The 19,215-nt window shown below is 54.2% G+C and carries 16 protein-coding genes and 1 pseudogene; 5 read left to right on the forward strand and 12 right to left on the reverse strand.

Going from position 1 to position 19,215, the window contains the following annotated elements:
* Positions 1–12 precede the first annotated feature (12 nt).
* Positions 13–291, reverse strand: coding sequence for a pyrimidine/purine nucleoside phosphorylase (ppnP, locus tag Pla22_RS18265; protein ID WP_146516194.1), 279 nt, complete (start codon positions 289–291; stop codon positions 13–15).
* Positions 292–781: 490 nt separating this feature from the next.
* Here ppnP and Pla22_RS25735 point away from each other — a divergent pair, with 490 nt between their 5' ends.
* Positions 782–1,735, forward strand: a complete 954-nt coding sequence (locus Pla22_RS25735; protein ID WP_242632146.1) for a hypothetical protein — start codon at positions 782–784, stop codon at positions 1,733–1,735.
* Between the two features lie 60 nt (positions 1,736–1,795).
* On the opposite strand, the pseudogene Pla22_RS25990 reads toward Pla22_RS25735, so the two are convergent.
* The 6 genes and pseudogenes from Pla22_RS25990 to Pla22_RS18295 form a co-directional block, all read right to left on the reverse strand.
* Positions 1,796–1,930: pseudogene (locus tag Pla22_RS25990) on the reverse strand (dockerin type I domain-containing protein); the annotation flags it as partial.
* Between the two features lie 36 nt (positions 1,931–1,966).
* Positions 1,967–2,470 (reverse strand): 6-pyruvoyl trahydropterin synthase family protein, encoded by a 504-nt coding sequence (locus tag Pla22_RS18275; RefSeq protein ID WP_207310410.1) that lies wholly within the window; start codon positions 2,468–2,470, stop codon positions 1,967–1,969.
* Between the two features lie 13 nt (positions 2,471–2,483).
* Positions 2,484–3,323, reverse strand: coding sequence for a triphosphoribosyl-dephospho-CoA synthase (locus Pla22_RS18280; RefSeq protein WP_146516196.1), 840 nt, complete (start codon positions 3,321–3,323; stop codon positions 2,484–2,486).
* 14 nt (positions 3,324–3,337) lie between these two features.
* Positions 3,338–4,231, reverse strand: a complete 894-nt coding sequence (locus Pla22_RS18285; protein WP_146516197.1) for an alpha/beta fold hydrolase — start codon at positions 4,229–4,231, stop codon at positions 3,338–3,340.
* A gap of 157 nt (positions 4,232–4,388) precedes the next feature.
* A complete protein-coding gene (locus Pla22_RS18290; protein WP_146516198.1) occupies positions 4,389–4,736 on the reverse strand; it encodes a 4a-hydroxytetrahydrobiopterin dehydratase in 348 nt (115 codons plus the stop codon).
* Positions 4,737–4,915: 179 nt separating this feature from the next.
* On the reverse strand, positions 4,916–5,899 hold the full coding sequence (locus Pla22_RS18295) for a D-2-hydroxyacid dehydrogenase (RefSeq protein ID WP_146516199.1): 984 nt from the start codon (positions 5,897–5,899) through the stop codon (positions 4,916–4,918).
* Positions 5,900–5,928: 29 nt separating this feature from the next.
* Here Pla22_RS18295 and Pla22_RS18300 point away from each other — a divergent pair, with 29 nt between their 5' ends.
* Positions 5,929–6,900, forward strand: coding sequence for a GIY-YIG nuclease family protein (locus Pla22_RS18300; protein ID WP_146516200.1), 972 nt, complete (start codon positions 5,929–5,931; stop codon positions 6,898–6,900).
* Between the two features lie 6 nt (positions 6,901–6,906).
* Here the strand turns inward: Pla22_RS18300 and Pla22_RS18305 are convergent, their stop codons facing one another.
* The 3 genes from Pla22_RS18305 to Pla22_RS18315 all read right to left on the reverse strand — a co-directional run bounded on the left by Pla22_RS18305 (position 6,907) and on the right by Pla22_RS18315 (position 12,559).
* Positions 6,907–9,249: an O-antigen ligase family protein gene (locus Pla22_RS18305; protein ID WP_146516201.1), complete on the reverse strand. Its 2,343-nt coding sequence runs from the start codon at positions 9,247–9,249 to the stop codon at positions 6,907–6,909.
* Positions 9,231–10,367 (reverse strand): MraY family glycosyltransferase, encoded by a 1,137-nt coding sequence (locus Pla22_RS18310; protein ID WP_242632147.1) that lies wholly within the window; start codon positions 10,365–10,367, stop codon positions 9,231–9,233. Before Pla22_RS18310 ends, Pla22_RS18305 begins: the two co-directional genes overlap by 19 nt.
* 362 nt (positions 10,368–10,729) lie before the next feature.
* Positions 10,730–12,559: an arylsulfatase gene (locus tag Pla22_RS18315; RefSeq protein ID WP_146516202.1), complete on the reverse strand. Its 1,830-nt coding sequence runs from the start codon at positions 12,557–12,559 to the stop codon at positions 10,730–10,732.
* 283 nt (positions 12,560–12,842) lie between these two features.
* On the opposite strand from Pla22_RS18315, the gene Pla22_RS18320 reads away from it, so the two are divergent.
* The gene (locus Pla22_RS18320) at positions 12,843–13,727 is read left to right on the forward strand and encodes a GAF domain-containing protein (RefSeq protein WP_165440736.1); all 885 of its coding nucleotides are present in this window, start codon (positions 12,843–12,845) and stop codon (positions 13,725–13,727) included.
* 13 nt (positions 13,728–13,740) lie between these two features.
* Here Pla22_RS18320 and Pla22_RS18325 read toward each other — a convergent pair whose 3' ends face one another.
* Positions 13,741–15,183 (reverse strand): alkaline phosphatase D family protein, encoded by a 1,443-nt coding sequence (locus Pla22_RS18325; RefSeq protein ID WP_242632148.1) that lies wholly within the window; start codon positions 15,181–15,183, stop codon positions 13,741–13,743.
* A 307-nt stretch (positions 15,184–15,490) separates the two neighbouring features.
* Here Pla22_RS18325 and Pla22_RS18330 point away from each other — a divergent pair, with 307 nt between their 5' ends.
* Positions 15,491–16,072 (forward strand): nitroreductase family protein, encoded by a 582-nt coding sequence (locus Pla22_RS18330; RefSeq protein ID WP_146516204.1) that lies wholly within the window; start codon positions 15,491–15,493, stop codon positions 16,070–16,072.
* Positions 16,073–16,124: 52 nt separating this feature from the next.
* Here the strand turns inward: Pla22_RS18330 and Pla22_RS18335 are convergent, their stop codons facing one another.
* Positions 16,125–17,597 (reverse strand): tetratricopeptide repeat protein, encoded by a 1,473-nt coding sequence (locus tag Pla22_RS18335; RefSeq protein ID WP_146516607.1) that lies wholly within the window; start codon positions 17,595–17,597, stop codon positions 16,125–16,127.
* Positions 17,598–17,905: 308 nt separating this feature from the next.
* On the opposite strand from Pla22_RS18335, the gene Pla22_RS18340 reads away from it, so the two are divergent.
* Positions 17,906–19,081 carry a hypothetical protein gene (locus Pla22_RS18340; RefSeq protein WP_207310411.1) on the forward strand — a complete coding sequence of 392 codons (1,176 nt, stop codon included), beginning with the start codon at positions 17,906–17,908 and terminating at the stop codon, positions 19,079–19,081.
* The last annotated feature ends 134 nt before the right edge of the window (positions 19,082–19,215 follow it).

The raw sequence follows: 19,215 nt of genomic DNA on the forward strand, positions 1-19,215 counted from the left end.
AGCGAATGCTTACTAGGAGTAAAAGCAAAGGTAGGCGGTTGGCTGCTTCACGCTCACTTGGAATTTCACATTGGCAGGAACGCTGAACTCTTGGCCAGCAACGTATGTCGCGAACTTATCGTCGCCCGGGAGCTTGGCTGACAGTTCGCCCGAAACGATCTTCATTAGCTCGTTCTCGGATGTGCCGAACTCATAGTCACCCGCGGCCATCACGCCCGCGGTCGCGCGGCCTTCATTGTTCTCAAAACCGATCGACTTGACCTTACCGTCGAAGTACTCGTTTACCTGCATCGAACTTCTCGCAAAAGATTGAGGGTGAAAGCGAGAAGTGTAATCAAGGGTCTGCCAAAGTTAAATCACTCCCGGGTCTATAAATTGACGGCTGACATTCCCCGGTTGTCCATCGCGGGACTGGCTGTCCATCGTGGGACCGGTTGTCGATCGCGGGACCGGTTGTCCATCGCGGGAGCAGAAGCTTCGAGTTCACGAGTTTCTAATCGGTTTGCTCCATCCCTTGGCGGCAAGCTCTTGTTGGGACGCTCGTTGTCCTGCGACAATAGGGGTTTCCGACGATGGGCGATTTAACAACGAGAGTCACGACATCGGGCCGTTCGACATCGGGCCGTTCGACAACGGGCCGTTCGACAACGGGCAGCGCCATAAAATGTGGTGCGATGATCCATGGTGCGAACAATGCGGCTTATCCTTATTGCCGTGACGTTGCCTTGAAATTGCTCTGAAACCGCCCCACAACTGTCACCTGCAATCGCGAGCCAAACGCATGACCAAACACGTTCTCTGCTGCCTGGGATTGGCTGTGATGATTGGTTTGCCTTGCCGTTCGAACGAATTACCCCGACTGACTCCTATGCTGGGTTCGTCGGTAGTCAAAGCGGTGATGAAGTACTTTGGGAGCGAAGGAACCGAACAAGCGACGAAGTACATCACGAAACAGGGTGGCAAAGAAGTGATTGAACGAGTCACGTCGACGGCTTCACGCCAAGGCGGTGACGAATTACTCGAGCAAGTTGCTCGCATCACGCAAACTCATGGCCCCGATGCAATAAGCGCGATCGACAACGTCCCATCGATCGCGCCTGTGGTGAAAGCCATCAACGAGTTGCCCGAGGCTCAAGCAAAGCAGGCTCTGTCCCGACTGGCTGCGGGAACGACAGGACGAGAACTTGGCGAAACAGTCGCTAAACATGGCACCGTCGTTTTAAAAGCAGAGCTCAAACACCCAGGCGTTGGCGGTTCCTTGGCTCGCAAACTCGGCAGTGAAGGAGGCGAACTGGCCACCGAGTTAACGACCGACCAAGCGATTGCTTTGGCTCGACATGCAGACGACATCGCCAAACTTCCGCCGACTCAGCGATCGGGTATTCTATCGCTCATCCGAAAGGACGCTGAGCGTATGTTCGGATTCATAGGTCGCTTCGTTGAAAACAATCCCGGTAAAGTTCTATTCACTGCTGCGGGAACCACGATCATCTTGCAAGAGTCCGAGCGGATGCTTGGTGGTGATGAAATTGTCTTCGACGCTGACGGCAATCCGGTGGTCGTCACCAAGCCGGGGATGCTCGGTCGTCCCGCTGTCATGGCGGCCGACACTGCCAAGCACGTTAGCGATAACTACTTGCGTCCATTGTTCTACGCCGGACTCGCTTTCGTGGTTTTCTTCTCTGGCGTTGTCGTATGGCGGAAGCTCGGACGCGGAACGGGGGCTGACGCCTAGTTCGATAAGTACCTGCTCTGCTTCTACGAGATCCTCAATCTTAGCCATGTCATTGATCACGACCAAAGCGTCAAGGCTAGAAACCCGACCATCACCGTTGACATCGTAAAACCGAAACTCCGCGTTCGCGCTGTCCAACGACGGTTCGCCGCGTTGCAGTTGGTTGATGACCAACAATGCGTCACGCGCGTCCACTTCGCCATCGGCGGGCTTTCCGTTGCGTTCGAGGCTTTACACCTGAGGCCATGGCATGCGGCAGACGCCCCATTGGCCTTGATTTTCGTCGACAGCGATCTCGATCCATGTGATCGCGTTTCCAAACTTATCTTTGGTACGCTCGATCACTCGTTCGGCGATCACGCGAGCCATTTCTTCTGCTGTGGTGTTGATGACAGGCAGAATCACACAATCTTCGTTGGGAAAGATCCACCGACGATCTCGAAACGTCGCAGTCGTTTCCTTTTCGTCACTGGTGATCTTGATTTCAGCGTGGTCGCGTGGCAACACCACGTGGTGATCGAGAGCCTGAGTCTCTTCCAGAACGGCATCGCGCAACGCGATGAAGTCGACGACGTAGCGGTTTTCATCAAGTGGGCCTTCGACACTGGCACGTACTCCGTAGTTGTGACCGTGCAGACGTTCGCAGATATCGGTTGCGAAGGTGATGAAGTGAGCCGCCGAGAAGATGAATTGCTCTTTGGTTACATCGACTCGGAAAGTGGGTTGCAGAGACATACGGTTTCAAGCATTAAGGTAAAGAAGGTTCTGGATTTAACAACACGAACAAGGCTGCAGCAATGAGGTCAGCGGTCGTGCCAGGGTTAAGCCGATTGCCATCAGTGCGAAGGTAACAGTCAAACTCGGCGACACTGGTGGCATCGTGGACGTTCACCGACCTGGCTCTTTGTTGTACTGCATGGGCGACCTCCGCGCCATTCTTTCGTGCGATCAAAGAGTCCGGTGCTTCCGCGAGTAGCCTTACGTGAGCCCGAGCGATTCCCGCTAGGACATCGCCGCATTCTTTAACCGAGGCAACTACCAACGGCACAACATTGTCTAGCAAGTCTTGGTAATTCGTCGCGTACTGCAACGCAACGCGATCACGATCCGCCGCCAGTTTCATCGCGGCGACGATGTCGACGGGTTCTTTGGTGTCGTTGACGTCCAACGAATCAACTCGATCGAGGCCGCCTGCTCCCGCTTCACTGATGGCCGCAAACAGGTTCGCTCCATCATTGCCGTCCAGAGAGGCAAGAATCCTTGTCACCGAACCGCTGTCCGTGGCGTCCGCGACACAGAGAGGCCCCAACAAGAGAACGATCCCGAGATTGACGTTGGTCCCAGTTCTAGATCGGCATTGTCGAACGCAGTCGAGCATTCGATCGCTCAGTCCGACCACTTTGCCAGGCAGTCGATCGGCGGTGACTTGGGCCGCTTGAACGAAATCTTGAAAACTCAGGTCGTCAAACGATTGACTCGGATGAACGTTGCCCGCTTTCGGTGAGGATGCTTCCAGCACGCATGCCCAACGAATGGCATCCTGGGCAGAATGCACTTGGTCGCGAATTGTTTGCAAAGGATCTGGCATCGTCAACTTGCCGATCAGTGCGATGAGAGAAACTGATCGATCGCGTCGAGAGTTTCGTCAGGCGCGTCTTCGATAACGTAGTGGCCCGCGTCGGCAATCTCCACGGTGGTCGCATTTGGCCACACGGCTTGGAACCGACGCAGACATTCTGGCCGGAAGCACCAATCTTTCATGCCCCAGACCAACAGACTAGGCATCGACGCTAATGAAGGAAGATCGTCATTGAGCTTCCTCAGCGTTGGCATCGTTGGATGATCGTCACGGGTGGGGATGTCGCGAACGAAGGCATCGATCGCCACACGGTTTTTCCAGTTGTCGTAAGGAGCCAACAAGCCTTCGGCTACCTCATTCGACATGCGGTTGCGCGACATCGCCATCGTGACGGCGGACTTCGCGAACGCATTCAAACCTCGCACCATCGGAGTCCCGACGAGCGGCCAGCGACACGCGGAAATCCGAACGGGAACGTACGGCGGTGGAAACGCTCCCGTATTAAGCAGCATGATTCGCGAGAATCGATCTCGCCGTTCGACGAGCGATGACAGTCCAATCGCTCCTCCCCAATCGTGAGCCAACAACGTCACATTCCGCAGATCGAGATTGTCGATCAAGCTGACGAGGTTGTCCCGATGGGCTGCCATCGTGTAAGCGAACTCATCACGAGCGGGTTTGTCACTACGCCCACATCCCAAGTGGTCCACCGCAATCACGCGTCGATCGGGCGAAAACCGATCAATCACTTTGCGATAGTAGAAGCTCCACGTTGGGTTTCCGTGAACGCAAAGAATCGTTTCGTTGGCGTCGGCGTTGCCTTCATCCAAGTACCGCATCACCGAACCGGCAACCGGGAACTCTTTCGAAGGGTACGGCAGCAACCGTTGAGCGATCGTGGAGTAAGTAGCAGTCATGCCGCAAAGTGTGGCTCATCAGCAGACATCCGAAAACCCCCTGAAATGATCTACCACGGGCTTGCTGATTTTCGCGTAGTTTCATCAGTCATCAAGCAATGTCGACAGAACTGGCTTCCGACCGCAAACGTTTCTGGCTAGCCGTATTCGTGTTGGCCTAGCCGATGAGCGCATCGACCTTAGCAGCGACGATAAAGTCGTTCTCACTAAGTCCGCCGATTGCGTGGGTGGTCAGATCGATCCGCAGGTTCCGATACCCAGTCAGGTGCAAATCGGGATGGTGACCTTCGGATTCAGCCAGCTCTGCAATTCGATCAATCAAGGCGACAGCTTTAACAAAGTTGCCTGCGTTGATCTTTCGCGAGATCATTTTGGCTGAATCATCGAGCGTCCATTCCGGAACCGCCTCCATCATCGCAGCGGCTTGATCGGGCTGGATCGTCGGAACACCACCCTCGCAGGGAACACATTTTTTTTGACGAAGAACATCGCAGGAAGTAGTCATGATAGATCTAAGCTCCAATCCAACTCGGCGGTAAATTCGGTTAAACGATTCGACAAACGACCCCGCGTTTCGCATCGGCAAGCGCACCGGTCCGCGGTCGCGATCACGATGAGACACGACAGCATCGCATCGCCCAGGGGTTTGGTTAGAACTGCTGTTGGAACCCAACCGGAAATCACTCACTGTGATTCTCCGCGATAGGCCACCGAGGGATGCGGGAAGCCCAACTTCTTGTCGACCAAATTATACGGACTCTCGCCCTTAAGATAGCGTTTCAAATTGATGCAAGCCAAATCCGTGCTGTCGTCGACACGGCGATAGGATTGGGCTCCCACATGCGGTGTGATAATCACTCGTTCGTCATCCCACAACAAACTATCGGGCGATAGCGGTTCTACCTCGGTCACGTCTAAACCGACGCCTTGCAAGTGACCGCTAGCCAGCGCTGCGGTTAGGGCTGACTCCACGACGACTGCACCGCGGGCGACATTAATCAAGTAGCTTCCGGGTTTCATTTGCGCGATGCACGCTTCATCGAAGAGACCTTCCGTTTGTGAGTTGAGCGGCAAGGTCAAAATCACAATGTCGCTTTCGGCTAGCAAGCGGGGAAGCTGATCGGACGACCAGAGCTGATCGATCTCGTTTGGCTTGTCCACTGGGAAATAGTCCGTCGCGATTAGACGAGTTTCCCACGGAGCAAGCATCTTCGCGATCACGCGTCCGTTACCGCCTAATCCCACGATCCCGACTGTCTTGCCTCGAAGGTCGTCGGTTGGAAGTCGTGTGAAATCTCGCGTTGCCTCGGCACGAAAAAATAATGGTAATCGTCGAAGCACTCCGAAGAGCAGAGCAAAGGTTTGTTCGGCTACCTGAGGTGCGAATAAGCCTGACGCACTGCTAACGACAATGTCTGAATCAATCACGCCAGGTACTAGGCAGTGGTCGAGGCCCGCTGCCGATGATTGAATCCATTTCAAATTACCAGCAGCCAAGACTCGGTCCCAGTCAACGGGAACTTTCGCATGCCCAATGAAAACGTCTGCTGATGGCAGCAGTTCATCGATACGTTCCTGTCCTGCGTCGACAATCTCTGCGTCTGGCGCAGCGGCTTGGATCTGCGCGATGTGTCGATCGAGAACGGGATAGCACAAAACAATACGCACAATGACAACTTCGGCTAAACTAGGAACGAATGCAATTAGTTCCCAATGTAGCGGTATCCTCTGTGATCGCGAAGTCACCCAATACTTTGAGCGTCAAGAATTTCATTGCGACCGTTTTCGTCGTAATCGCTTCGATGATTCTTGGCCTAACTTTGCCAATGGCTATGGTTCGGGCGACCGATACACTTGGGTCGAACCTTGGAGATAAGCTGACCGGTCCACTGCTCGATCGCGTCTTAGCGGATCAAGCAAACGGGTTTAGCACCGACGAGGTCATGATACGAGACGACTTACGAGCCGGCTTTCTAAAGGAGCTTGGTCAACAACTCAATCAGCCAATCGCTCGCGAGCAGGAAGCTGAAGTATTTCTGTCTTTGCTGAACGCAAGAAAAGCAGGCAAGCTGACCTACCGGGCGACAAAACGAAGTCCTCGGATAGACGAGAACGTCGACGCAATCGCTGAAATAGCCGTTCGCGCGGTCACAGACCGACACCGCGTGAGTATGGACACCTTGCTTGCAGACGCCGAAATGAGAGAGGAACTTCAGCATGAGGTTACGTTGATCGCCAAAGGCATTGACGCCTACGCGATTCGCAAATCAGTTTTATCGCTTCGAAAGAAACGAGCTTTGAGACCTGAATTGGTCCTGCAGGTCGCCGATTGGCAGCGTGAAGTGATGACCTGGTCGCTGGCTGAATTGACCACCAAGCTGAAAGCCGATGAAGTGCCGCATTTGCCGGGGATCTATATGTTTCGTACCGAGGCGGGCTACTTGTACATTGGCGAAGCGGTCGATTTGTCAGACCGGTTGACCCAACATACGTCAGGAAGTGATCGCGTATCGCTGGCCGAGCATTTGCGTACCGCAGAGCAGGGCGATGTTACGGTCGAGCTGCATGTCTTCCCGAAAGATTCGCCCGCGAAACGAGTTACCGTTCGCCGCGCCTACGAGAGCGAACTGATTCGTTCTCGACATCCCAAGCTAAACGTTCGTCCCTAACGACGATCACTTCAATCGATCGAGCAAAGCTAACGCTTGATCACGGACGGCTTGCGATGACGCCGACTTGCCGAGCGGCGATGCAACGTAGATTTGCTGCAGCCACAATTGCCGTTCAAGGTTCTCACCGAGTTGCGCGAGCGACGAAGCTCGATCCGCTAACTCAAGAGCTAATTCCAAATCACCTTGCTCTCTTGCGATTTCAGCCGATTGCGCCGCCAACCAGACGCTTGCGGGAGCCCACTGGTACGCCTTTGCGATCAATTCCGACGCCGCATTTAAGTCTTCCTGCCTGCCAAAGACTTGATAGACGTGCAATCGTTGCACCCCGAGCTGGCGATAAACCGACGGATTCTCGCCTGCTCGATCTAACACGCGACCAATCGCTGTTTCCCATTGTTGTCGGTAATTCGCATCATCGTTCGTCCGGATCAACTCCATCCGCAAAAACTCACTCTGATAAAGAGGTAATTCGAATCCCCAACGATCGGCATCAACCGCTGCCTGCAAAGCATCACTAGCCGTTCGATTGATCCGATCTCGTATCGCAGCTTCAGCTATTGCAAGGTTAGCGTGCTGACTCGATACCGGCGACAGAGACATCACCATCAGTGCAACCAACAAGGCCAACGAGACACACGTTACAGGCAACGAGGACTCGTTCGACATGACACTCGTTTGTTGTGGTCGAGCGAGAGCGGCCACACCCACCCAGACAAACATGGCTACCCCGGGAACAGTAAAACCACCTGCTGCGGATAAGTGCAAAAGCACAACAAAGAGAACCGTGATGAAGATGCGATCCACGGTATCGTCCGTGACTTGCCGCAATGACGAGTTTGCGGACCAACCCACCCAAACCGCAATCGGAATCGCATACTTTGCCGCTGAGAAATCGGGAGTCTGACGAGTGATCCATCCCCATGCCCAAATGCCGAACAACGCAATCGCTGATCCGATCCAAACCGATGCGGACATCGCCGTTTCTTGACTCGGTAAATCGGCCGGCGAAGCCACTGAATACCCTGAAGACGTAAGCGAGTTTACATCCGGATCCAACCCGTTTGCCACACCTTCAAGACGACGTTTCCGAACCGATCGCACCACCGAAGCAGCTATCGCAGTCAGAATCCCCAGCCCTACCAGACCGCCGCTGGCCAGGGTCTCGAAAATGAAGTTGTGAGGATCCGCAATTTGTTCCGTCGTGCTGGCCTCGCGATAACGATCATAGATCGCCTGAAAGTTGCCTGGCCCACAACCAAACAACGGATGATCGAGCACCATCTGCCAAGTCGAACGCCAGTACTGCAATCGAAACTCAAGTGATAGCGGCGCACTATCAAACCACTCTGGGTTTCCAAAGGCGGCCAACGCAAGAACCAGGGCAACGCCGACCGCGCCAGACACGAGCAAGGCGTTTGCGATTGCCCGGCGGCGCAGCGAGCCGCGGTAGAACAGCACCCAGACGACGGTAGCACCCAGGATCATCGCAACCAACGCCGACCTACTTCGCGTTGCTAACAAACCAGATAAACAACCCAGTAACGCGATACTCCACCCCTGAAGTTGCAGCCTTGTCAGGTCCTTCCAGCTTGATCGCAATACCGCAAAGGAAACAATCGCTCCCACCAGCAGCACCGCTGCGAGTGAATTAGCTAACGCGAAGGTCGCTGAGGGGCCACCATCGAACAACCGATTCTCAAACACCATTCGCAGTGATGATTGGGGCGGTGCATCGACACCGGCGGCTTTGAGGACACGGTCCGGGTCACTTCGATACTCGGCTTGCGATGCAGGGATACTGATCCAGTCCTGATAGATCGCCTCTACCGCCAATCCTGTCGCGATGACGACCGCAAGAACCAAGATGACGCGACGAACCGAACCGTCCGCCAATACTCGGCGAGCGGCTGCCATGATCGCCGCGGCGGCTACCCAAAGCCAAGCTTCATTGGTTGCCATGCGAAGGTTGCCACTCGAACTGGCGAAAGCCGCCATCATCATCCAAGCTGCAAGTGCCGCAACACCGATGTCGAACAACCACCATTGCTTACCGCTTTGCCATCCGGAAACGTTAGCCTTCTCGACATGCGAATTTGGCGACCATCCGCTAATGGCTACAAGACCAAGAAACGCAAACGCAAACACACTTAACCACAACGCCGATCCTTGTTCAACCGCAATGGAATCGCCGGTGTGATAGGCCACGTATACAAGTAGCCCGCCCAACCAACCCGCGGCAACATGCCTAGCAAGTCCACGCAGGTTTTGTCGGTGATCTAGATGAACGTTGGTCTTAACTTGGACCGAATCAACGTCGGCAGATCGGACTACTCGTCTTTTTGCCATCCCGTTGATTCCAAAATGATGACCAACAACAACATGCAAAGCACGATTCCGAAAACCATGATCGCTTGCGTGACTGATACGAGTGTTAGCAGAACCGCAGCCAATCCGCATGTGCCGGTGACGAGGTAGATCGTCAGCACGGCCTGAGTGCGTGAAAGCCCGAGGTCGACCAACCGATGAGAAAAGTGACTGCGATCACCTTTGAAGATACTGCGACGTTCGCGAATACGAATCCAGATCACGGTCGTCATATCGTAGAACGGCACCGCCATTACACATAAAGGCGCCAGTACCGCGTGCGGTCGTTCGCCAACATTGCCTGCGTAAGTTGCCATCAGCATGCTTACCGCGATCAGGAATCCGACGAAGTAACTTCCCGCATCACCCATAAAAATTTTGGCCGGCGGGCGATTGTGAAACAAAAACCCAAGCAGCGATCCTAAAACCACGAGCAACAAACCGGCAACAAATAATTGCGGCCGCGCTGAACCGGGGTCCGGAGTCGTTAACATCACCATCGCCATTGACGCAGCGATAATCGCCGCCACGCCGCCGGAAAGACCGTCCATGTTGTCGAGCATGTTGAACGAGTTGATCAGACCGACGATCCAAATCATGGACAACAAATTGGTGAGCCAAGCCACCTCGATGAACGCCGTGAACCCCAAACCTAGTCCATAAACCACGTAAGCTGCCACCGCGAACTCGACTGCTAATCGAAGCCATTCATTCACGCCGCGACGATCGTCCGTAAAGCCCAACGCAACGAGAACGCTGCCAGCGGCAAGCAACTTCCAAAGATCCGCGACGCGAGACCAAACTCCGTTAAAGTGGATCGAGATCGCTTCAGGCAAACGCTCTTGCCACTCACTGGAACCCTTCAGGTACCAAACCGCTAACGTGCCCAACGCAAACGTCACCATCACGCCAAGCCATATGCCGATGCCGCCGCCAAGCGGAGTAACGTTGGTGTGAGTGCTATGGCCACCAAATTTCGCCATCAGGCCCAGTCGTCCGGCGTACTTTCGGACGGGGTACAACGATAGCGCGCTGATCAACAGCGGCGGAACAATCGTCGCCGCCAATAGCCATCCGGTCCAGGAAGAGAGATCACCCAATCGGTCAGGCCTTTGTTGCGGGTAAGTAACGAGCGAAGAGGAATCGTACCTGGAAACGGATCAGGATTGTAGAACGGATTCCTTTTCGCTCAACACCACGCCCTAGCCCATGCAAAACGTTAGGCCGAACGATCCGAGCTACTCATTGCGATTCATGCCTCCCTTCGTCTACGAACGATAAGACCGTTTTGTTTTCAGCCCAACCATCCGTAGCCTCTTCTTCCGCTATACCTCATTGAGCAACGCATTGGGACGACCGCTTGACCGACGCTAAATAGAACAGCCCGCCCCAATAGCACATAATTCTCAGCAGAATCTCGCTATGTCCGGAAGACTGGGGTGCAGGGGCTACAGAGCTAAGACTACGGTTCATCCAAGCGGAACAATCTCACGTGCTTGAAATCCATCAATTGAGTCTCGGCTAGATTAACAGGCTCGATCCAAAGTGTGGTTGGCCCCTTCGAAAGTTCGAGCGTACCCACCTTCAGCTTGCACCAATCCCGATCGCGATACTTTGAACGCCCCTTCTCATCACGATGTGGAAGAGGAATCTGCGGAGCCAAACCGACCGGAATTTTGGACTCGAGAACCTTATCGTCGACAGAAATCCGAACGGATGAACCGGCATCGTCAGGATCACATGCGTACGCGATCTCAACCTCGTACTTGCCCGCGGCCGCGACGTCGACGTCGAACCAAATACGAGCCTTCGGATCTGTCCATCCCGTCAGCCATTCGTGTGCGTAGCCCGGCCCATTGGAAAAACGAATCGGCTGATCAAAGAACGCTTGAGGGGCATGAAGTTCGACTGGATTGTGTTCGTCATGACCAATCGGCAACGGAAAACGTTGTAGTCCGTGTCGCGAGATATCGGCAAACCACTCGTCGTAACGTCCACTGAGTTCCTCGACGACCTTGGGGTTCTCATCAGCGATATTGGTCGTCTCACCAGGATCACGTTGCATGTCGAAGAGCAACCAGCCGTTCTTACCTGCACGGTTGGCCTTAGCGTCGCTTGGGCCGACATGCTTTCGAGATGAATGGACGAGACGGTATTGCTGCGTACGCACCGCCCCCGGAAACTTGTTGGTTTCGTCGATCGGGTTGTGAGTAAAGAGCGTGCGTTCAGGCCAGCTATGATCACCGCGATCTTCCAGTAGATGCCGCAACGATACGCCATCAAGAGAAAGTTCATCCGCCGGCGTGATGCCACAAAGGTCTAGCAACGTGGGAAGGATATCGATATGTGAAACAATCGGTGTCGCAACTCGCGGCCGCCAATTCGCACGCGGCCATCGCATGAACAGCGGCACACGACTTCCACCTTCATGCACGCTAGCCTTGCCGCCACGCATACCAGCGTTGTACGTCGCCACTCCCGCCGTTCCACCATTGTCGGTCATGAATAAGACAATGGTGTCGTTGGATAACCCGAGTTCGTCGATCCGATGCAAGAGCCGGCCGACGTTGTCGTCGATGTTCTCACACATTCCGTAGTATGACGAGAGCGTATCATCGAACCCCAATGACTTGAACTTTTCAAAGTACGAATCGGGAACTTGATAAGGAGAGTGCGGCGCGTTATAGCTCAGGTAACAAAAGAACGGACTGGTACTATGGGTCGCAACGAACCGCATCGCTTCGTCCGTCAGAACATCACTGATGTAACCCTGCGACGGCTGAGGCGTTTGGCCGTTAAACAGTTCGGCATTGAAATAGTTGTTCACGTGCCCGTGATTGAAACCAAACGCCTCATCAAAGCCTTGACCTTTTGGTGTATAGGGAAACTGTTCACCGTTGTGCCATTTCCCAACGCAAGCGGACCGGTACCCAGCCTCGCCTAGCAGTTCAGCTACGGTCACCTCGCTCGTTTTCATTGCCTCGCGATTATGCGTGACTCCGTGGCAACCAGTTCGCAGTGGCCATCGTCCAGTCAGCAGCGCAGCTCGAGTCGGCGCGCAGAACGAGTTCACATAGAACCGATCAAAACGCACGCTCTGCTTTGCCAATTCATCAATGTGCGGAGTGCTTAAGTGAGGATTGCCGTGAATCGAAAGATCCCCGTAACCCTGGTCGTCGGTCACGATCAGCAACACGTTGGGTAGACCACTGCTAAATGAATCCGCAAGGATCACCGCTTGTGAGGCAATAACAATCGCAAGAATTGCGAGAGCGTTGGATATCAATCTCATTGGTTTGTCGCCTCAACCGTCAACATGGAAGCCTCGTTTGTCGTTCTTCGATCGTCCATCGTACTTCGCCCCATTCAGTACAAGTGTTGCGACCCCACCTCGGCCACCGCCCCCGCGATACGTTCGCTCGAATACGGCTTCAAGATTGTCTACTTAATAAAGAAAGGCACCGCACACCCCACAGAGTGGTGTAGATATAAATAGGCGTTCTCGTTCGTTCATTAAGATTTTGAACATTCTGATGTCGCCCATCTAGGACATGATATCTTCTGGGGCATCAAAGATGAGCGTTACACTCACGACGAAAGAATGCGTCGACCCGATCTATGAACTGTCGTTGAAAATCGTAGCGGGGGCAACGCTCGAGGAATCGCTCGACTTTGTTTTCGAAGCGTTTGAACACATCGTACCGTATGATCGAATCGGCTACGCGGAAGTGGACGAAACCGAAACGTTGGCACGGGCAAGATGGGCTCGTTCGCGACACAGTGTTCTGCTTCGAACCGGTTACGCCGCATCGCTCAAGCATTCGTCCTTATCAGTCGTCTTAAAGTACCGACAACCGCGAGTGCTCAACAACCTTCCCGAGTACTTAGAGCATCGGCCTAATTCACGTTCCACTGAGTTGATGGTCAAAGAGGGCATAAGGTCGTCGATGACATGCCCCTTGTTCGTTCGCGATCGAGCCATCGGACTGTTGTTCTTCAGCAGCACCGAGTGTGACACTTACGATGATTCGCACGTTTCAATTTTGAAGGATATCTCGGTGCACTTGGCGATGTTGCTGATGGCTTCTCAACCAACGGCTCCGCAGATCGATCTCTTGCAAGTCGAATGTACCAATGACGATTTGCCAACGTCAATTTCTACAACGCCATCGGAAACGACGCCTCCGGAACCGACGGTCTCGGAAACGAAGGTCTCGCAGACTGCCGGCGATCCGGAACCGATTGCGGCGAAGCCAGCGAACGTGCGAAAGCAGGACGCGTTGCTGTTCTCACAGCTCAAGCCAGGAATGAAACTCGCTGAACCGGTACGTTTTGGCAATCGCGGATTGCTACTCGCTTCTGACACCGAGCTGACTCAACTTTCAATCGATCGTCTCGTAGCCCTTCGTCAACAAGGAATCGTGACGGTGTCCGCCGTGCGAGTCGTTCCCGGCACCTGATCAGCAACGCTCGCTAGCGATGCGATAATTCACTTAACTTCAGCGGATACTCCTTCACCACTTTACCGCTGATATCGACGCAACGAAAAGTCATCACCGGATCGCTAAGCTGAAGATTGAAGCTCAACTGCCCCCAAAAGTTTCCTTCGTTGTAAGACCAAATCGCATTGGGAAATGTTTGGTGCGTGTGTTCGTTGGTCACCTTCGCGGAAACAAATTCGTACAACGGGTATCCGGCTGGTCGATCCACCTTCCAAATGTCGGAACGATGACGGTCGCCAGAGATGAGAATGACACCGTTGATCTTCTTCTGGTTGATCCAATCAAAAATCTCGTTGCGTTCACCTCGAGCCCAACGGCCAGCCCATGAGTCCTTGCCATCTTTGTCGGCCCCATCCGACCACATGGTGCCCGATGCAAGAACTTTGAACTTGGCTTTCGATTCGGCCAGAGCCTTCAAGAGCCACTTCTTCTGATCGGGACCCAACATGGTTCGGTCTTTCTTTTCGCGATAGAAGCGACCGTCCGTCATGAAGAATTCAACATCGCCCAGTGAAAACGAATGCCATGTTCCAGGCACCTTGTCGCCTCCTCCGTAGTACGGATTGTTCCAATTCTGGCGGAACACGGTCCAGTTTGGGACTTTCCATGGTGCATCGAGACCCGCACCGCCGGCGGAGTCATCTATCGCCATATCATGATCGTCCCACACTGCGTAGATAGCGACGCTACTGGTTAGTTCGCTCCACGCCGGACTCAAACCGCGACGGTAGTAAAACAATCGCTGCGCTCCACGGCGGTTCATGACGTCGATGTAAACATTGTCGCCTAACCCTAAGTAAGCCAGAGGATTCGACTCGGCCATGTTACGCCAAGCGTACTCGTTGCTCGGCACGTACCGAGCACCCGAACCAAATGCCACATCAAACGACACGCGTTGCCCCGCCGCGGGCGCAGTTTTGAACGTGAACGATTCGCGTTCGACTTTCTCTCCATCGATCATGACGGTGTAAGTGTACGCGGTGAAAGGCTCGAGCCCATCGACCGTCATGACCGCCGTATAGTCCCCGCTTGGTGAAGTCGTGACCTGGTTGGACGTCATGTCTCCAATCTGTATCTGCACATCCGCTTCGCCTGCCGTGCGGATCCAGAACTTGGCGGACGTTGGTCGAATGTCGCCAATCATTGGGCCATTGAACAGCTTCAAGTTGTGCTGTTCGACTAAAGCAACAAAGGCAGGTTCGGTCAACAAATCCACCATAGCACCCTCTTCCCCGAACCGTCCGGTTTGACCATCGCGGTCACTGCCATAGAGAGCATCGATGAGATATGGATCGAGGTCCTTCATCACCGCCGAGGTTTCTCCCGCAGTGATGGGCGGCTTCCCAGCGCAGGTCGATCCTAGCGTTAAGACAAACAATACACTCAGCGCAATCCAGGCTTTTGATTCCAACATCACTCTCATCGTATCACCGTAATGCACTGCGCGATTTCCCTCGGAAGCCCTCTCACTCGGAAGCACCCTCACTCGGAAGCACCCTCACTCGGAAGCACCCTCACTCGAAAGCACCCACACTCGAAAGCACCCCTACTTCGAAACATCGTGCCCCCGAGCAAGCTTTGCATCGCACCGTTTGTGTTAGCAGGGTAGAAACAAGAAGCAAATAACATACACTCTGGAGCCTCAAAGTGATCCTGACCTGGTCATCCGCCCGCCCAATTTCCGTTCATCGCCTTTCCTTTTCCTTGCTAAGTTTGCTTCAATGAATGCAGATCCGATAACCGCCGTGATCCGTTGCCGACGCACAGTGAAACCCGCGATGTTTTCCGACCAAGCTGTCGACGATGCGATCCTTCGCGAAATGCTCGAGAACGCCAACTGGGCTCCCACTCACGGAATGACCGAACCATGGCGGTTCTTCGTGTTTACTGGTCCAGCAAGACTGCGATTGGCCGACTTCCTCGCGAGCACGTACAAAGAATTGACGACGCCGGATAACTTCAAGCAAAGCAAGTACGAGGGCATCCGCCAAAGTGCGACGCTTGCGCCGGTTGTAATCGTGGTGGGCATGAAACGCCAAGAGATCGAGAAGATATCCGAACTGGACGAGATCATGGCCGTCGCTTGCGCTGTCCAGAACTTGCACCTAACGGCAGCCGCGCATGGGTTGGGCGGATTTTGGTCGACCAACATCGCAGCAACGAGCGAAGCGATGCGGGATTTTGTTGGACTAGGACCTAAAGACCAAGCGCTTGGCTTGTTTTATGTCGGACACCCCCAAAGCGATTGGCCGACGAGCAAACGCGGATCAATCGACGAAAAGGTACAGTGGATTTCCGAGTGATTCGGCCTCACTATCGACGACAAGAACGCGAACCCACTCAAACACTTGCGGGTTATCGTGTGTACGACAAAGTGACACCGCCCTCGGTGCGTTCAGTGTCGTAGTCATCGTTTTCAGACGCGAAACGGTCGTGTCCCGCGACCAACGCGACCACGAACGAATCACTCACGGCATATTGCAGTCGCCCGTGAGCACGCCAAAAGAATTCGTTGCGAGAAACCGGTCCGCTGAAATCAGCGTAGTCGCGATACCCGATGCCGCAGGTAGGAATGAACTTCCAACGTTCGCTGACGTTCCATCCGGTCGACGAATGTAAGTTCACCGACTTGTACCGATAGTCGTCGCCATCGGTATCCGCGGATTCGAGATCCACGCCGAGCGACCACATGGGAAGCCGATCGACGCCGGTCTGAAAAAAGCGACTGGTGCCCGCTGTGATGGTGGTGCCGTCAAGCGACGTCTGACTTGGCATTACCCCGTCGTCACGAAAGTTTGCCTGGGCGATGGTCAGGTAACTATAGATCGCATCAAGATCGGGCCGAATCACCGTCAGCGAGGCCGTCACGGCATGACGATCGTCGACCTGTTCGCCATCGAAGAAATCATTGGAAAAGATGTATTCAAGTCGTCCAATCGCTTCGCTTGATCCCCAGGTGAAATCCCGTTCGCCAAAGACTCCCGGCTGAAAGCTAGCCATATTGAATTCTTGGAACGTACTTTCGTTGGCCGTGAAGTAGCCTCGGAACATCGGCCCTAAACGACTGTTCTCTGTTCGAATCCACTTCCAATCGAGGTCAGGACTTGCGAACGCTTGGAAACTGCCACTATCGCTTTGAGCCAATTCGCGGCTGACAGGCGTCAACGTGACGTTGGAATTGTACAGCACTCCCGTTTCGATAAAGACGCGCAAACGGTTCAAAGGCTTTTCGGCTTCACTTTCGAGCTGCAAGAAGCGCTGCTCTAAGTCGTCTGATCCATCAAACGATTGGATTTGATAACCAACCGGCGTAACTGCTTGTTCGCCCTCAACGCGCGCGATAGGGGTAGCACTGGAGACTGCCGAATACGGCGAGTCCGCCGCCATGTTGCCGGTGGCGGAATCATTTTTGAGAACCAGTGGCGTGCCTAACGAAGCTGTCGCGGGTGCCAAACTTGGATGACCCTGTGCCCTCAGGTCTTCCGCATAAGAACTGGCCGGTGCAATCTTGTGAACTTGGTTGAAGTGGACTGATGCCTCGTCGCTGAGCCCCAGCGCCTTCAGTAATTGACCGACGTCAAAATGAGCTGCCGCGTTGAAAGGGTCGAGTTCGATGGCTCGCATCGACGACGCGAGAGCCGCCTGATGATCCCCCAAAGCATTTTGCAGTCGCCCCAAGGAGCGCCAACCTTCGGAATGCCCAGGATTTGCTTCGACGCGTTGCTGAAGGAGTTGAAGCATCTTCATCTGCGCGTCCGTCATTTGCAAAGAAGCACCTTCGCCCGTGCTAGCAGCAGACCCATTAGGCTCGGATGCGATTGTTAACATTCCTGGCAATAAAACAGCGGCCACCAGGGCAACGAAGCAAGCAGCAACATGGCGTGGACGGGGATTAAGGCGCGATGGACGAATGAAAACCAAGGGTCTCTCTTGCAATATTGGCGAAGAATCGCACTGGCGAACGAGATTTCACTTTCGGTACAGTCCGATTCATGTGAACGCATGTCGCGTTCAAAACCATGGTTAACAAGTCGTCGCCCCCCAATACCAGTCGAATTTCACAAAATCTGTGATCGCCTCGGCTTAGTGGCAAGCGTCTGAACAACCCAAACCAATTGATAATGGAGTCAAGTTGCATGATGAACCCAACTAATCGAGTTGCTCGAATGGTAGCTAGCGTCGCTGTCGCAACCACCATGACCGCTTCGGTCAACGCGCAAGGTCTCGGCGGGATCCTGCCTGCCGCTCAAGCTCAAACTCAACAACGAGTGCAGCAACAAGTCCAGGCTCAAGTTCAACAACGCGTGCAAACGCAAGTCCAGAGTCAGGTGCAAACCCAGATTCAAAACCAGGTCCAGGCGCAAGTGCAGGGCCAAGTTCAACAACGCATCCAAGCTCAAATCAACGGCGGCTTGGAAGCACGACTGGGTAACCAATTGCAGGCTACCGCCAATCAAGCTGCACGGCTCGCCGCTCGTGTTCAGGCCACCGGGAACGCAGCCGCAGCATCGGCTACGTCACAAGCCGCGAACAGCAACATTAATGCGGCCGCCAATGTTAATGTCGATGCGAACGCGCAAATGGGGCAAAACCGCCTCGGAACGTCGGCTAACCTAGCCGCTGGTGCGTCAAGCAGCCCGATTCAAATCACAGCCACCGAAGTGACCGCCTACGACACCATCTTCGGTCAATTCAATCCGCTCCGCACGGCAGCCGTGGTTCAATCGACGACTCAGGCCCATGCCGATGCGACATCTGGTGCAGCAACTGGATTCGCTGCTGCTACTCAAGCGGACCTCGCAGCCACCGTAGCTGCGTCATCGCAAGCAGCACAAAACCAATCGAACGACGCGGTTGAAAGTGCATCTGCTGAAGGTGCACAATCTTCTCGTTGGAACGGTCAGGTCGGAGCTGAAGCGTCTGGTCAAAGCAGCGGACAAGTAGGAGTTGTCGGCGTTTTGGCCGCTAACGTTGACTTGTCGAGCATGATTGAAGTCGCAGCACGTCAACGTCGTGCTGAAATTTCTCAGATTCGCGACCAAGCGATTGCTTCGGCCAACACTCAGTTGATGACGCAAGCTGACGCGATGGAAGCACAACTTGACGCTTTCGCATCGGCACAGCAACAAGTCATGGTTCAAGGACAGAATCAAGCTAGCAGCACCGCCGCAACCGCAACCGAGCGTGCCCAAGCTATTCAAGCTGGGACTCAGTTGGATGCCAGTGCTTCGGGCCAGTTTTCAACCAACGGGGCAACGCAAAGCGAAGCGTCGTCGGCCAGCAACTTGCAGAATAACGCAACGGTCCGCTAAGCCATCGCTAGCCTTACGATTTGAAAAATTGCGAACCATGTGTTCCGTCATCCGTTGACGAGCACATGGTTTTTTCGTTCACATTGCTTACATCGCTTTCTGGCAATGACGCGCAGCCGACGCCACGCCTACGA

Source organism: Rubripirellula amarantea (genome assembly GCF_007859865.1).
GTDB classification, from domain to species: Bacteria; Planctomycetota; Planctomycetia; order Pirellulales; family Pirellulaceae; genus Rubripirellula; species Rubripirellula amarantea.

Bases quoted from the DNA above. Each gene is read 5' to 3' on its own strand.
- ppnP (WP_146516194.1), bottom strand. From the start codon at position 291: ATGCAGGTAAACGAGTACTTCGACGGTAAGGTCAAGTCGATCGGTTTT.
- Pla22_RS25735 (WP_242632146.1), top strand. From the start codon at position 782: ATGACCAAACACGTTCTCTGCTGCCTGGGATTGGCTGTGATGATTGGT.
- Pla22_RS18275 (WP_207310410.1), bottom strand. From the start codon at position 2,470: ATGTCTCTGCAACCCACTTTCCGAGTCGATGTAACCAAAGAGCAATTC.
- Pla22_RS18280 (WP_146516196.1), bottom strand. From the start codon at position 3,323: ATGCCAGATCCTTTGCAAACAATTCGCGACCAAGTGCATTCTGCCCAG.
- Pla22_RS18285 (WP_146516197.1), bottom strand. From the start codon at position 4,231: ATGACTGCTACTTACTCCACGATCGCTCAACGGTTGCTGCCGTACCCT.
- Pla22_RS18290 (WP_146516198.1), bottom strand. From the start codon at position 4,736: ATGACTACTTCCTGCGATGTTCTTCGTCAAAAAAAATGTGTTCCCTGC.
- Pla22_RS18300 (WP_146516200.1), top strand. From the start codon at position 5,929: ATGCAATTAGTTCCCAATGTAGCGGTATCCTCTGTGATCGCGAAGTCA.
- Pla22_RS18305 (WP_146516201.1), bottom strand. From the start codon at position 9,249: ATGGCAAAAAGACGAGTAGTCCGATCTGCCGACGTTGATTCGGTCCAA.
- Pla22_RS18315 (WP_146516202.1), bottom strand. From the start codon at position 12,559: ATGAGATTGATATCCAACGCTCTCGCAATTCTTGCGATTGTTATTGCC.
- Pla22_RS18320 (WP_165440736.1), top strand. From the start codon at position 12,843: ATGAGCGTTACACTCACGACGAAAGAATGCGTCGACCCGATCTATGAA.
- Pla22_RS18325 (WP_242632148.1), bottom strand. From the start codon at position 15,183: ATGTTGGAATCAAAAGCCTGGATTGCGCTGAGTGTATTGTTTGTCTTA.
- Pla22_RS18330 (WP_146516204.1), top strand. From the start codon at position 15,491: ATGAATGCAGATCCGATAACCGCCGTGATCCGTTGCCGACGCACAGTG.
- Pla22_RS18335 (WP_146516607.1), bottom strand. From the start codon at position 17,597: ATGTTAACAATCGCATCCGAGCCTAATGGGTCTGCTGCTAGCACGGGC.
- Pla22_RS18340 (WP_207310411.1), top strand. From the start codon at position 17,906: ATGATGAACCCAACTAATCGAGTTGCTCGAATGGTAGCTAGCGTCGCT.